The sequence below is a fragment of the Oceanidesulfovibrio marinus genome (assembly GCF_013085545.1).
Taxonomy (GTDB): domain Bacteria; phylum Desulfobacterota; class Desulfovibrionia; order Desulfovibrionales; family Desulfovibrionaceae; genus Oceanidesulfovibrio; species Oceanidesulfovibrio marinus.
Window position 1 is genome coordinate 1,623,265 of the sequence record NZ_CP039543.1, and the last position, 13,051, is coordinate 1,636,315.

Below are 13,051 nucleotides of genomic sequence, written 5' to 3' on the forward strand. Positions count from 1 at the left end.
GACTCCGCACTGGCCTTTCCCGCCCGCAGGAGCTAGAGAAGGCCGGACGTCAGGACGCGCAGAATGCCCGCCTGTACCGTGTTTATGCGAAAACACGGGAGTTGAATTCGCTCGATCATTGTTTCATAGTGGGCCGCTTCGGCCCCCACCCGAGCGCATCGTGACGCCCATCTGTGGGCGCCCACCGTATTGAATTGCCCCGGCACAGGCCGTTGGGCGTCATCATTCAGGAGTCATCATGAGCAACGACCAGCAGTACAAACCGGCCACACAAGCTGTGTGGGCCGGCGAACAACGCCTATTTGAAGGCAACGCCACGCAGGTGCCCGTGGTGCACAGCGTGTCCTTCGGCTACGACGACATGGAAGAGTGGATGGACGTGGCCCTGGGCAACAAGCCCGGCCACATCTACAGCCGCAACACCAACCCCACCGTCGATGTCTTCGAGGAGAAGGTGCGCGTGCTGGAGCACGCCGAGGCGGCCACCAGCGCCTCCACCGGCATGGGCATCATCAGCAGCACCCTCTTCACCCTGCTCGCTCCCGGCGACCGCGTCGTCTCCGTCAAGGACACCTACGGCGGCACCAACCGCCTGTTCACCGAGTTCCTGCCCCGCCAGAATGTGAACGTGACCCTGTGCGACACCATGGACGAGGACGAGGTGGAGGCCGAGGTGGCTAAGGGCTGCAACGTGCTCTACCTGGAGACGCCCACCAACCCGACCATCAAGATCGTGGATCTGGAGCGCCTGGCCCGCGTAGGCAAGGCTGCCGGCGCCGTGGTGATTGTGGACAACACATTCGCCACGCCCATTAACCAGAACCCCCTGCTCCTGGGCGCGGACCTGGTCGTACACAGCGCCACCAAGTTCATGGGCGGCCATGCCGACGCCCTAGGCGGCGTTGTTGCCGGCAAGGAGGAGCTGATCAAGCGCATCTACGGCTACCGCGAGATCGTGGGCGGCACCCTGCACCCCATGTCCGCCTACCTGCTGCTGCGCGGCATGAAGACCATGCACCTGCGCATCCAGCGCCAGAACGAGAACGCCCAGGCCCTGGCCGAGTTCCTGAGCGGCCATCCCAACGTGGAGCGCGTGCTCTACCCCGGCCTGCCCGACCATCCGGGCCACGACATCGCCCGCAAGCAGATGCGCGGCTTCGGCGGCATGCTCAGCTTCATCGTCAAAGGCAACACCTTTGAGGACGCCGCCCGCTGCCTCACCCGCCTGAAGCTGGCCCGCCGCGCCGCCAACCTGGGCTCGGTGGAGACCATTGCCGGGCCGCCGGCCACCACGAGCCACGTGGAGTGCACGGCCGAGGAACGCGCCGCCATGGGCATTCCGGAGAGCCTCATCCGCTACTCCGTGGGCATCGAGGACGTGGAAGACCTCAAGGCCGATCTGGACCAGGCCCTGCGCTAAGAGCCTCGCCCACCCAATCCTGCCATTGACGGGTCCGTACGTGCTGCGGACCCGTTTTTTTTGTGCCTGCGATTAGCGGACCCATCCACCGCATCCTAAAGCAAACCGCCCCGCCGATCTCTGTGACCGGCGGGGCGGATGTGGCGCGACATTCGTCGGCGCGCTTGATGTCGGGCTCATCCCTGTTACCGCAGCATGTTGGGCAGTACGGTGATGATGGACGGGAACATGGTGAACGCCAGCAGCGAGAGCAACAACGATATCAGATACGGCAACGACGCCCGCATCACCTTTTCCAGCGGCACCTTGGTGATGGCGCTGGCCACGAACAGGTCCAACCCCACGGGCGGCGTGATGCAGCCGATGGCCAGGTTGATGACCATGAGCACGCCGAAGAACAGCGGATCGATGCCGAGCTGCTCGACCACAGGCAGCAGGATGGGCGTGAGAATGACCACCGCGGCCGAGGCGTTGATCAGCGTGCCGATGACCAGCAGCAGCACGTTCACCATCAGCAGGAACATGATCGGCGAGCTCGTGATGGAGACCATAAACGCGCCGATGTGGTGGGGAATCTCCAGGTTGGTCATGAGCCAGCCAAAGACCTTGGCCGCGCCCACGATGAACATGATGATGGTGGTGCCGATGACCGCCTGGAAGATGATCTTGGGAAAGTCCTTGATCTTCAGCTCGCGGTAGATGAACAGGCCTACCACGATGCCGTAGACCGCGGCCACGGCGGCCGCCTCGGTGGGGGTGAAGATGCCGCCGTAGATGCCGCCGATGATGATGACCGGTGTGAGCAGCGCCCAGAACGAGTCTTTGAAGCACTTGAATACGGACACCGCCGAGAAGGAGCCTTCCTTGGGGATGCCCTCCTTCCTGGCCAGGAACCAGCTCACGGCGCACATGACCACGCCCATGAGGAAGCCCGGCAGCAGGCCGCCCATGAAGAGGTCGCCGATGGAGGTGTTGGCGATGACGCCGTAAACAACCAGGGTGATGGAGGGCGGGATGACGATGCCCACGGTGCCGCCGGCGGCCACGATGCCTGTGGCCAGCTCACGGCGGTAGCCCTTCTTTTCCATCTCGTTGACCATGGTGGAGCCGATGGCCGCGGTGGTGGCGGCCGAGGAGCCGGAGATGGCGGCGAAGAACATGCCGGCCACGGCCACTGCCTGGGCCAGTCCGCCGCGGAAGGAGCCCACCAGGGCGAGCGCGAAGTTCACGAGCCGGGTGGTCACGCCGCCGGCGGACATGAAGGCGCCGGCCAGCATGAAGAAAGGCACGGCCATGAAGGAGAAGGAGTCGATGCCCGAGTACATGACCTGCGTGACCATGACCTGCGGCATGTCCATGAACGTAAACAGGACCAGGGAGGCGGAAAGCGCCAGGGCGAACGCCACGGGCACGCCGATCGCCGTCATCACCAGAAATGAGAGGAGAAGTGTCGCTTCCATGGGGTTACTCCGCTGGAGGGGTCTGTTGCGGGACCTCGCAGGCGCTCTGGCGGCGGGTCACGATGCAACGGTAAATGCGGATGGAGTCCTTGATCAGGTAGAGCAGCATCAACAGGCCGGACAAGGGCATGACGAAGTAGACGAAGCTCATGGACAGCCCCAGCCCCGGCGATGTCTGAAAGGACATGGTCCGGGTCATCTTGGTGCCCTGCACGATGAGCAGGCCGATGAAAATGTAGCTGCACACGTTGATGCAGATCTGCAGGAAATCGCCAAAGGCCGTGCCCTCGAACTTCCTGGGCAGAATCTGCACAGCCAAGTGGCCTTCCTCGCCCATGATCAGCGCGGACCCCAGGAAGACGACCCAGACGAAGAGCATGCGCGCCAGCTCCTCCGACCAGTCCGGCGAGAAGTTGAACACGTAGCGGGTGATGACCTGATAGAAGATGATGGCCAGCATCGCCCCCATGGCGATGACTGATATGTAGAACAGGACCGCGCGGACAAATTTCAGTAGCTTCTCCATCTCTCACCTCTTCCGTGATTGTGGCGGCGGCGCGATGGCTCGCAGGCGCAGAGTCGGCCGTGGAGCGATGTCCCGGAAACGCAGCCGGGCGGCCTGGAGATGAAGCGCCGCCCTCCCAGGCGCGGGTACCCCAAAAACCGTTTACCGGCAGTGAATCCGTCAGCCGACCCCACGCGCTATGTAATCAGTACGGCCCGGCCATCCATCGAACCGGGCCGTACTGCGAGCCGGCCCCTACTCAGCCAGGGCCTTGATTTTGTCCAGGTTGTCCTGGCCCACCTCGTCGGCGAACATCTCGTGCACAGAGACAGTAGCTTCGGCAAAGGGCTCGCGGTCAACCTCGATGACCTCGATCTTGCCGGTGGCCTTGATCTTGTCCCAGTACTCGTTGTCCTGGTCCTCGGAGAGCTGGCGCTGCCAGGCGATGGCCTCGTCGGCGGCTTCCTGGACGATGGCCTTCTGGTCGTCGGAGAGCTTGCCCCAGGAGATCATGGAGATGAGCATGGGCTCCGGGGAGTAGGCGTGGGCCGTGAGGGAGGCGTAGTCCTGGACCTCGAAGAAGCGCTTGGTCCAGATGTGGGCGCTGGGGTTCTCCTGGCCGTCCACCGTGCCCTGCTGCATGGCGGAGTACAGCTCGCCGAAAGCCATGGGCGTGGGAGAGGCGCCGAGAGCCTTCATGGTTTCGACATAGATCTTGTTGTTCATGACGCGGATCTTCAGACCTTCCATGTCCGCGGGCGTCTTGATGGGCCGGACGTTGTTGGTCATGTGGCGGATGCCGTTCTCCATGTAGCCCAGCAGCTTGATGCCCTTGGGCTCCAGCTCCTTGCCGAGCTCCATGCCCACCGTGTCCAGAGACTTGTACGCATGCTGGCGATCCTTGAAGAGGAAGGGCAGGTCGAAGATGGAGATCTTCGGCTGGAACTGGCCCAGCACGGCGGTGCCCACCAGGGCCATGTCCACGGTGCCGTAAATAAGGCCTTCGATGAGATCCTTCTGGCCGCCCAACTGGGAGGACGGGAATACCTTGACCTCGATCTCGCCGCCGGACTTTTCCTTCACCAGCTCGGCGAACTTCTCCGCGCCCTTGCCGTAGGGGTGCACAGGCTCGGCGATGTGGCCCAGCTTCAGCACGGTGGCGGAGTATGCAGGCACGGCCATGGCCAGCGCGAGCAGCAGCACGAAAATCGTCAGCATCCGTTTTTTCATGGGAACTCTCCTTGGCATTGCAGTTTTTAGGCACCATTGCCCAAATGCGTCGGGGATATGCATTGACCCAAATCGTTGAAGGCATCCCATGAATTGCATAAAATACAGAAAATATGGCGATTTAGACCGTAAGAAGCTATTTCTCCTTACTGCCCTTTTTGTTCATATTGTTCACGGGGCAGATTGGCGGGAAATACAAAGGCAGGAGCCGCCCCGAAGCAATACGGGACAACAACACAGACTACCCTTTGGAAAATCGGGCAGGCAGCCTGGGAGGCGGCGCTTTGGGAAGCGCCTGCGAGAAATGGACGATCAGACCTTGAAGTAACGGCGCTCGGGCCGGCCCACGGAGCCGTAGACCACGTCCGGCACCAGAAAGTCCACGGAGACCAGATACTCCAGATAGCGACGGGAGGTGGAGCGGCTCACACCCACGCGTGCGGCCACGTCCTCGGCAGAAAGGCCGGCGCTGGCGTCCTTGGAGTGGAACACGGCGCAGATCTTCTCCAGGGTCAGGGCGTCGATGCCCTTGGGCAGGTCTTCCTTGCCCTCGCCTATGTTCTTGGCCGCCGGCCGCAGGGAGTCCACGGTGCACTGCTCCACCACGTCCATGTGCGAAAGACGGGAGCGGTACCAGCGGTACTTCTCCAGGCTCTCATGGAAGCGGGAGGCGATGACCGGCTTGATGATGTAATCGAACACGCCGCCGCGCATGGCCTGCCGCAGAGGAGCGACCTCCTTGGCCGCGGTGATGTAGATGACGTCCGTCTCCATGCCCTGGCCGCGGATGTGGTGCAAAAGATCCATGCTGGTACCCTCGGGGAAGTAGAGGTCGAGCAGCACCAGGTCGGGCTGCAGGGAGTCCACCATGTCCATGGCGTCGGACAGCCCCTCGGCAATGCCCGCCACGGCAAAGCCCTCCACCCGCTCCGTGAACCGGCGATGCAGATCGGCGATCCGCGGGTCGTCCTCCACAATGAGCACTCGAATCTCTTTCATAGCATGCACCGCGCCGCCTTTGGGATGGCCACGGTGAAGAGCGCTCCGCCCTGCTCGCTCTCCGAAACCGTTATGTTGCCGTTCATGTCTTCCAGCCGCAGCTCCACCAGATAAAGGCCCAGGCCGCGGCGGCGTTTGCCCTTGGTGGAGACGCCCTTGCTGAAAACGTGCTCCAGCCTGCCGGGGGGGATGCCCGGCCCGGAGTCGCCCACCTCGAAGATGAGCTCGTTGCCCAGGTCGGTGAACGAGAGCTCGACACGGCGCGCCGAGGCGGGCTGATCCACCACGGCCTCGATGGCGTTGTCAATGAGGTTGCCCAGGATGGTCACCACGGCCTCCTGGTCTATCCACTCGGGCACGTCCACCATGCTGCTTTCCGGGTCAATATGGAAGTCCACGCGCACCTCCTTGGCCCGGCTGTACTTGCCCAGGATGATGGCCGCGATAACCGGATGGGGCACGGTCTGCTGCAGAAAGCGGATGATGTCCTGATACCCGGTGGCCTCCTTGACCACCAGGTCCAGCGCCTCCTGGTAGGCCTGAATCTGGATCAGGCCGCCGATGGTGTGCAGCTTGTTTGAGTACTCGTGCGTCTGTACGCGCAGCATCTCGATGTACTGCTGCACTCGCGCCAGCTCCCGCGCCACGTGGTCCAGCTCGTCCTTGCGGCGGAAGCTGACTGTTGCTCCTTTCACAACGCCATCGTGGCGGAGAGGCACCGTGTTGATGATCATGGGCAGGCCGTTCACGGTGCGCTCCATGTCGTACTCGGCCTCGCCCGTGCCCATGGCCCGATGCAGATTGAAGCCCGGCAGTACCTCGTCCAGAGGCCGGCCCTCCATGCGATCGTCCGGCGAAAGGCCGGCGTAGCCCTGGGCCGCGCGATTCATCAGCCGGATGGAGCCCTGCCTGTCCACGGCCACCACGCCCTCGCGGATGGCCTCCAGCACCGCGCCGCGCTCCAGATAGAGGTTCGCGATCTGGGACGGCTCCAGCCCCAGGGTGATGCGCTTGAGATGCCGGGCGATGAGCACGGCGCAGAGAAAGCCCAGCATGGTCATGGCCGCGATGAAGAGCATGGGCCGCTGGAGGTTCTGACGGATGGTGGCGTGCAGATTTCTGGTCAGGTAGCCCACACTGGCAAAGCCGATGACCGGGGTGTCGCCCTCCTCGTCCGGATAGGGGCTGTAGATGGGGGAGAAGCCGCGCAGGGACGGACCGAGCGTGCCCACGGCCTCGGATACGTAGGACTTGCCCTCGTGCACCACCGGGCCGGTGTCTCCGCCCACGAAGTACTGGCCGATGCGCTCCACCACCGGGTGGGAGTAGCGTCTGCCGGTCGTGTCCGCCACCACCACGTACTCCGCGCCGATGTCGTGGCGGATGTTCTCGGCGATCACCTGGATGAAGCCGTCTGGATCACCCGAGTACAAGGCCTGGCGGACGGTCGGGATGCGCGCGACCATATGGGCGGCGTCCAGGGCGCTCTGGCCCACCTGCTCGCGCAGGATCTTGGCCGTTACGTGGGAGACGAGGTACCAGCTGATGCCGATCTGCAAGAGCACCAGTGCCGAGACCATGAACAGCAGATGCTGCTGGAGCGTCTTGGGCTTCAGGAGGGAGAACAACCGGGCGACGGGCCTGCGAAATTCCATTGCCGTCCTGTCTTGAAGTGAGAGTGAAGGCCCGCGATGAGCGGCCTCAAACGCCACGCCTCCTCTGCGTTTCGGTTTTCCTTCCTACGAGCACGCGTCGAAAAACACAAGCACTCTATATTTCAGATAGTTAGGGGAGCAGCAGGTCAAGAGCACGGCGTTCGGGCGCCGGAGCTCCATTTTATTTTTTAAAATTCAACAAAAGTTGTTGACTTCAACAAAAATTAGCATGATTGTGTCTTTAACAATTTTGCTCACCCCAGGCGCGGAGAAGTACCATGATTCGGGAAAACGTTGCAATTTTTGAAACCATGAAACGTGTGGCCGACGGTCTGTCCAACGCCATGGGCAAGAACTGTGAGGTCGTGCTCCACGACTTCTCGGATCTCAGCGCCTCGCTCATCCACGTGGCCGGCGACCTCACCCAACGCCAGATCGGCGCGCCCATCACCGACCTCATCTTCAAGACGTACAAGGACAAGGGGGACCAGGCGGAAGACCTGGCCGGCTACCGCACCATCTTCAACGGCCGGATCATGAAGTCCTCCACCACGTTTCTGCGCAACAGCGCCGGCCAGGTTATCGGCTGCCTCTGCATCAACCTGGACGTGACCGATTTCCTGAACGCCAAGGCCGCCCTGGACGAGTTCACCCATTTTTCCGCCGATTCGTCACAATCGCCCGAGCGGTTCGCCTCCTCGTTCCAGGAGACGCTGGAGTCCATTCTGGACGAGACCGTCGCCGAGATGGGCAAGCAGCCCGCCACCATGGACAAGGACGAACGCCTGGAGTTCATGCGTCGCCTGAACACGCGCGAGGTTTTTGTCTTCAAGGGAGCAGTGAACCAGGTCGCACGATTGTTCGGTGTTACCCGCTACACTATTTATAACGATTTAAAAGAGATCCGTGAGACAGACCTTGTCTGACACGGAGAAAGGAGGTTCAAATGTCCAATGAGGCCGTCTCCACCGAAAAGGCTCCGAAAGCTGTCGGTCCCTACTCCCAGGCTGTGAAAACCGGTAATCTGCTCTTTGTTTCCGGCCAGCTTCCCATCGACCCTGCAACGGGCTCCATGGTGGAAGGCACTATCCAGGACAAGACCCGCCGTTCCTTGACCAACCTGGCCGCCGTGGCCGAAGCCGGCGGCACGTCCCTGAAGAACGCCGTGAAGGTCACCGTCTTTCTCGCCGACATCGCGGACTTCGCAGCGGCCAACGAGGTGTACAAGGAATTCTTCGAGAGCCCCTTCCCGGCCCGCAGCGCCGTGCAGGTCGCCGCGCTGCCTCTGGGAGGCCAAATAGAAATCGAGGCCATTTTTTCTATTCCGGCCTAAACACAACAGGAGGACTACATGAAACGTTTGCTGACCATTTTCGTGATGGCGTTGGCCCTTGTCGCGATGGCCGCCGGCGCGTCGTTCGCCGCCGACTATCCTTCCCGCAACATCAAGATCATCGTGCCTTTCGCTCCGGGCGGCGCTGTGGACTTCACCAGCCGCCTCATCTCCGAGGTCGCTCCCCAGTACTTTGACGGCAAAAAGATCATTGTGGAGAACATGCCCGGCGGCGGCGCCGTCATCGGCCAGACTTTCGTTTCCCAGGCCAAGCCCGACGGCTACACCATCCTGGCCTACACCTCCTCCGTGGTGAACAACCCCATCACTAAAAAGACCATTTACACCTACAAGTCCTTCCAGCCCGTGGTGATGTACTGCTTCGACCCCGAGGTTCTGGTCGTGCCCACGGACTCCCCCTATAAGACGCTGGAAGACTTCCTGGCCGCGGCAAAGGAGAAGGAGATCTCCATCGCCACTCCCGGCTTCTCCACCTCCCACCACGTTGCCGCTCTGGTGCTGGAAAAGAAGAGCGGCGCCAAGTTCAGCTTCATCCACAACGAAAGCGCGGCCATGCAGTTGCAGCAGCTCATGGGCGGCCATGTGGAAGCCGGCTTCATGTCCTCCGGCGAGGCCAGCGGCTACGTGGACGGCGGTACGATCCGCGTGCTGGGCATCATGCAGGAAGAGCCGCATCCGGACTTCCCGGGTGTTTCCACCTTCCGCGAGGCCGGCGTGGACATGCTCTGGGGCACCTTCCGCGGCCTGGCCGTGCCCAAGGACACCCCCAAGGAGATCGTGGATTACCAGGCGGCTGGCTTCAAGAAAGTCATCGAGGACCCCAAGTTCGTCGAAGGCATGAAGAAGGCCGGCTACCCGGTGGTCTACCGCGGGCCTGAAGCGTTCGAAAAGTACGTGGACGGCGTGGCCGAGGTTATGCAGGAGATCCTGCCGACCCTGAAGAAGTAAGGTCATTCCGAAGCGCCCTCGCCCTTTTCCGGGCGGGGGCGCCCTGTACCCCGCCATGCGGAGGAACACTCCATGCTGCTCAAGAAAATAGACACCTGGCTTTCCATAGTCTTCTTCGCCACCGGCGTCGTGGTTTACAAGATGGCATCGGGCTTCGACGACATACCTTCGCGGTTCCCCATACTGCTGGCCATCTCGTTCATGGTTCTCTCGGCCCTTCTGTTCGTGAACACGTTCTTCAAGGTGCGCAGACAGAATGGACCGGAAGAAGCCCCGGCGCATGGCTGCCACCGCTACATCATGCCGGCCATGGTCACCGTGGTCATGTGCGCCTACGCCGCCGCGTTGGAGTTCGCAGGGTTCATCGCCCCGTCCGTGCTGCTGATGCTCTTTGTGGGCTGGGTGCTGGGCTATCGCCGCTCCGGCTTGCTGCTCCTGGTCTCGCTGCTCTTTGTGCTGGCTGTATACGGCGTCTTCGGCGTGCTTCTGGGTGTGCCGCTGCCCCGGCTGCCTTTCATGGAATAATTACTCGTTCAGACATTTCTTCGCAGAGAGAACGTCATGGAACACATCATCGCTTCATTCGTCCATCTGGCCAACCCGACCGTCTTCCTCTTCCTGCTGGCAGGCGTCGCCGTGGGCCTGACCGTCGGTTCCATCCCAGGGCTCAACGACAGCATCACCCTTGCCGTGCTCATCCCGGTGACCTTTTCGATGCACCCTGACTACGCATTCCCTCTGCTGGTGGGCATCTACTGCGCGGCCTGCTACGGCGGCTCCATTCCCGCCATACTGCTGCGAATACCAGGCACGGCGTCATCGGTGGTCACAGCCCTGGATGGCTACGCCATGGCCCAGAAGGGCGAGGCCGGGCAGGCGCTGGGCATCTCCACCACCAGCTCCGTGTTCGGCGGCATCACCAGCTCCATCATCCTGCTTTTCTTCGCGCCCATCCTGGCCAGCTACGCCCTGCGCTTCGGACCGCCCGAGTACTTCGCCCTGGCGCTGATGGGCCTCTCCACCGTGGCCGGCATGTCCGGCGGCAACATGGTCAAGAGCCTCATCGTCTGCCTCATCGGCCTGCTCATCTCCACCGTGGGCATCAGCCCTCTCACCGGCTACCCGCGCTTCACCTTCGACAGTCCCAACCTCTACGACGGCATCCCCTTCATTCCCATGCTTATCGGCCTGTTCGGCGTCACCAGCGTGCTGGAGCTTGCCGAGTCCATCTGCGAGCAGCGGCTGCGCAGCCGCGCCGGAGAGGATGTGGAGATCAAGATTCCGCGCATCGGCCGCGTGCTGCCCAAGTGGTCCATGGTCAAGCGCCTGCTGCCCACCTGGATGATCAGCTCCGGCATCGGCAACGTCATCGGCATCATTCCCGGCGCCGGCATGCTCATGGCCATCTACATGGCCTACGACCAGACCGCGCGGCGGCACAAAGACAAGGATTTCGGCAGCGGCGTGCCCGAAGGCGTGGCTGCGCCCGAGGCGGCGAACAACGCGGTGGTGGCCAGCTCCATGGTGCCCCTGCTCTCCCTGGGCGTGCCCGGCAACTCCACCTCGGCCCTGTTCCTGGGCGCCCTGCTCATCCAGGGTCTGCGTCCCGGCCCCGCGCTCTTCCGCGACACGCCGGATATCGCCTACCTCATCGTCGTCTCCTTCCTGGTGGCCAACATCGTCATGGCGCCCATGGGCATCTTCCTGGGCCGCACCCTCTCCCGGCTGATATTCAAGCTGCCGCGCGAGGTGCTCGGCGCTGTCATCTCCGTGCTCTGCCTGACCGGCGCATTCGCCGTGGGCAACAGCGTCTTCAACATCTGGGTGGCCATCGGCTTCGGCGTGCTGGGCTACGTGTTCAACAAGTGCGACCTGCCCCACTCCCCGCTCATCCTGGCCGTGGTCCTGGGCGCCATGATGGAGCGCGGGCTGTTCCAGAGCCTCACGCTCTCCCACGGCTCCCTGTCGATCTTCGTCACCCGGCCCATCAGCCTGGTGCTGCTCATCGGCGCGCTCTTCTTCGTGGCCACGCCGCTCATCAAGAGCGTGTACAGGCGGCGCAAGAACGGCAAAAACGGTAAGAACGGCGAAGGAGCGCAACATGCCTAGCTCCATCTCCGATTCCCTGGCCGGGTACATCTGTTCCGTCCGCGCGGCCGATCTGCCCGAGGAAGTGACGCGTAAAGCCGGGCTTTGCGCCATCGACTACCTCGCAGCGGCCTGGAACGCCCATGGGGTCGAGCTATCCACCGCCTACACCGACTACGCCGCATCAATGGCGGGCAAGACTATCGGTGCGGCGCACGTCATCGGCGACGGGCAGCTCCCCCCCATATGGGCCGCATTCGCCAACGCGGCCAAGGGCCACGTGACCGAGACCGACGACGGCCACCGCCAGTCCATCATGCACATCGGCGTGGTGGTCATGCCCGTGGTCCTGGCCCTGGCGCAGGAGCGCGGCCTGAGCGGCGCCGAGATGCTGGAGGCCATGATCTGCGGCTACGACCTGGCCATCCGCGCCGGCGAGTGCTTCGGCCCGGAGCATTACGCCACCTTCCACACCACGGGCACGGCCGGCACGTTCGGCGCGGCAGCCGCCGCGGCCAAATGCTGCAAGCTCACGCATGAGCAGACGGTGTGGGCGTTGGGCCACGCCGGGACCCAGGCCGCCGGTGTCTGGCAGTTCCTGCAGGACGGCGCGGTGCGGGCCAAACCCTTCCACCCGGCAAAGGCCGTGCAGAACGGCATGCAGGCCGCCCTGCTGGCCGAGGCCGGCATCGCGGGTGCCACGCGCATCTTCGAGGGCGACAAGGGAATCTGCGCCTTTGCCGCACCCAAGCCGCGCTTCGAGGCCCTGACCGACAGACTCGGCGAGCACTTCAAGATCTCCGAGGTCAACTTCAAGGCCTACCCCACCTGCGGCCAGACCCACAGCATGCTGGACGCCACGGCCGCGATCATGGAGCGCGAGAGCATTACCGCCGCCGACGTGAAGAGCGTGGAAGCAAACGTGTATCAGCGCGCCATCGATATCGCCGGCATTGCCGAGCCCGTGAATCTGGAGCAGGCCAAGTTCTCCAACCAGTTCTGTCTGGCCTTCCTGCTGACGCGGGGCGCACTCACATTCGCCAATTTTACAGAGGACGTCGTAGAGGACGCTGCCGTGCGCGAGCTCTCCCACCGCGTATCCTTGAAGTTCGACGCCGAGATGGACGCCGGGTTCCCGGCCAGCCGGCCGTGCCGCATCGTGGTCCGTTGCAAGGACGGCCGCGTGCTTTCTCAAGAAAACCGCTTCCGCAAGGGCGACCCCGAGAACCCCATGTCCGCCGAAGACATGCAGGAGAAGCTGGAGCAGCTGACCGGCTCACTGCTTTCACCGTCCCAGCGACAGAACATCGTCTCCTGGGCCCTGGATCTAGAACACCGCGCGGCGGTGGAACCGTTTTTGTTCACCATTTGCGATAGCTGACGAGGAATAGC

12 protein-coding genes are annotated in these 13,051 nt (G+C 62.8%); 7 read left to right on the forward strand and 5 right to left on the reverse strand.

What is annotated here, in order from left to right:
* Window positions 1-238: 238 nt before the first annotated feature.
* Window positions 239-1,420, forward strand: coding sequence for a cystathionine gamma-synthase family protein (locus tag E8L03_RS07315; protein ID WP_171266969.1), 1,182 nt, complete (start codon window positions 239-241; stop codon window positions 1,418-1,420).
* 185 nt (window positions 1,421-1,605) lie between these two features.
* Here E8L03_RS07315 and E8L03_RS07320 read toward each other — a convergent pair whose 3' ends face one another.
* The 5 genes from E8L03_RS07320 to E8L03_RS07340 all read right to left on the reverse strand — a co-directional run bounded on the left by E8L03_RS07320 (window position 1,606) and on the right by E8L03_RS07340 (window position 7,269).
* Window positions 1,606-2,880, reverse strand: a complete 1,275-nt coding sequence (locus E8L03_RS07320) for a TRAP transporter large permease (protein WP_144233884.1) — start codon at window positions 2,878-2,880, stop codon at window positions 1,606-1,608.
* Between the two features lie 4 nt (window positions 2,881-2,884).
* Window positions 2,885-3,406, reverse strand: coding sequence for a TRAP transporter small permease (locus E8L03_RS07325; RefSeq protein ID WP_144233883.1), 522 nt, complete (start codon window positions 3,404-3,406; stop codon window positions 2,885-2,887).
* A gap of 234 nt (window positions 3,407-3,640) precedes the next feature.
* Window positions 3,641-4,615 (reverse strand): TRAP transporter substrate-binding protein, encoded by a 975-nt coding sequence (locus tag E8L03_RS07330; protein ID WP_171266970.1) that lies wholly within the window; start codon window positions 4,613-4,615, stop codon window positions 3,641-3,643.
* 312 nt (window positions 4,616-4,927) lie between these two features.
* On the reverse strand, window positions 4,928-5,614 hold the full coding sequence (locus tag E8L03_RS07335) for a response regulator (protein WP_144233881.1): 687 nt from the start codon (window positions 5,612-5,614) through the stop codon (window positions 4,928-4,930).
* Window positions 5,611-7,269: an ATP-binding protein gene (locus E8L03_RS07340; protein ID WP_144233880.1), complete on the reverse strand. Its 1,659-nt coding sequence runs from the start codon at window positions 7,267-7,269 to the stop codon at window positions 5,611-5,613. Before E8L03_RS07340 ends, E8L03_RS07335 begins: the two co-directional genes overlap by 4 nt.
* Window positions 7,270-7,547: 278 nt before the next feature.
* On the opposite strand from E8L03_RS07340, the gene E8L03_RS07345 reads away from it, so the two are divergent.
* The 6 genes from E8L03_RS07345 (at window position 7,548) to E8L03_RS07370 (ending at window position 13,040) form a co-directional block, all read left to right on the forward strand.
* A complete protein-coding gene (locus E8L03_RS07345) occupies window positions 7,548-8,195 on the forward strand; it encodes a helix-turn-helix transcriptional regulator (protein ID WP_144233879.1) in 648 nt (215 codons plus the stop codon).
* Window positions 8,196-8,215: 20 nt separating this feature from the next.
* Complete coding sequence (locus E8L03_RS07350; protein WP_171266971.1) at window positions 8,216-8,602, forward strand: RidA family protein; 387 nt, start codon at window positions 8,216-8,218, stop codon at window positions 8,600-8,602.
* 18 nt (window positions 8,603-8,620) lie between these two features.
* Window positions 8,621-9,571: a tripartite tricarboxylate transporter substrate binding protein gene (locus tag E8L03_RS07355; RefSeq protein WP_144233877.1), complete on the forward strand. Its 951-nt coding sequence runs from the start codon at window positions 8,621-8,623 to the stop codon at window positions 9,569-9,571.
* A gap of 72 nt (window positions 9,572-9,643) precedes the next feature.
* On the forward strand, window positions 9,644-10,096 hold the full coding sequence (locus tag E8L03_RS07360) for a tripartite tricarboxylate transporter TctB family protein (RefSeq protein WP_144233876.1): 453 nt from the start codon (window positions 9,644-9,646) through the stop codon (window positions 10,094-10,096).
* Between the two features lie 36 nt (window positions 10,097-10,132).
* Window positions 10,133-11,680: a tripartite tricarboxylate transporter permease gene (locus E8L03_RS07365; RefSeq protein WP_144233875.1), complete on the forward strand. Its 1,548-nt coding sequence runs from the start codon at window positions 10,133-10,135 to the stop codon at window positions 11,678-11,680.
* A complete protein-coding gene (locus E8L03_RS07370) occupies window positions 11,673-13,040 on the forward strand; it encodes an MmgE/PrpD family protein (RefSeq protein WP_144233874.1) in 1,368 nt (455 codons plus the stop codon). Before E8L03_RS07365 ends, E8L03_RS07370 begins: the two co-directional genes overlap by 8 nt.
* The last annotated feature ends 11 nt before the right edge of the window (window positions 13,041-13,051 follow it).

What these genes read in the sequence shown, in the direction of transcription:
- E8L03_RS07335 (WP_144233881.1), bottom strand. Translation starts at nt 5,614, where the DNA reads ATGAAAGAGATTCGAGTGCTCATTGTGGAGGACGACCCGCGGATCGCC.
- E8L03_RS07330 (WP_171266970.1), bottom strand. Translation starts at nt 4,615, where the DNA reads ATGAAAAAACGGATGCTGACGATTTTCGTGCTGCTGCTCGCGCTGGCC.
- E8L03_RS07315 (WP_171266969.1), top strand. Translation starts at nt 239, where the DNA reads ATGAGCAACGACCAGCAGTACAAACCGGCCACACAAGCTGTGTGGGCC.
- E8L03_RS07370 (WP_144233874.1), top strand. Translation starts at nt 11,673, where the DNA reads ATGCCTAGCTCCATCTCCGATTCCCTGGCCGGGTACATCTGTTCCGTC.
- E8L03_RS07355 (WP_144233877.1), top strand. Translation starts at nt 8,621, where the DNA reads ATGAAACGTTTGCTGACCATTTTCGTGATGGCGTTGGCCCTTGTCGCG.
- E8L03_RS07320 (WP_144233884.1), bottom strand. Translation starts at nt 2,880, where the DNA reads ATGGAAGCGACACTTCTCCTCTCATTTCTGGTGATGACGGCGATCGGC.
- E8L03_RS07360 (WP_144233876.1), top strand. Translation starts at nt 9,644, where the DNA reads ATGCTGCTCAAGAAAATAGACACCTGGCTTTCCATAGTCTTCTTCGCC.
- E8L03_RS07350 (WP_171266971.1), top strand. Translation starts at nt 8,216, where the DNA reads ATGTCCAATGAGGCCGTCTCCACCGAAAAGGCTCCGAAAGCTGTCGGT.
- E8L03_RS07365 (WP_144233875.1), top strand. Translation starts at nt 10,133, where the DNA reads ATGGAACACATCATCGCTTCATTCGTCCATCTGGCCAACCCGACCGTC.
- E8L03_RS07325 (WP_144233883.1), bottom strand. Translation starts at nt 3,406, where the DNA reads ATGGAGAAGCTACTGAAATTTGTCCGCGCGGTCCTGTTCTACATATCA.
- E8L03_RS07345 (WP_144233879.1), top strand. Translation starts at nt 7,548, where the DNA reads ATGATTCGGGAAAACGTTGCAATTTTTGAAACCATGAAACGTGTGGCC.
- E8L03_RS07340 (WP_144233880.1), bottom strand. Translation starts at nt 7,269, where the DNA reads ATGGAATTTCGCAGGCCCGTCGCCCGGTTGTTCTCCCTCCTGAAGCCC.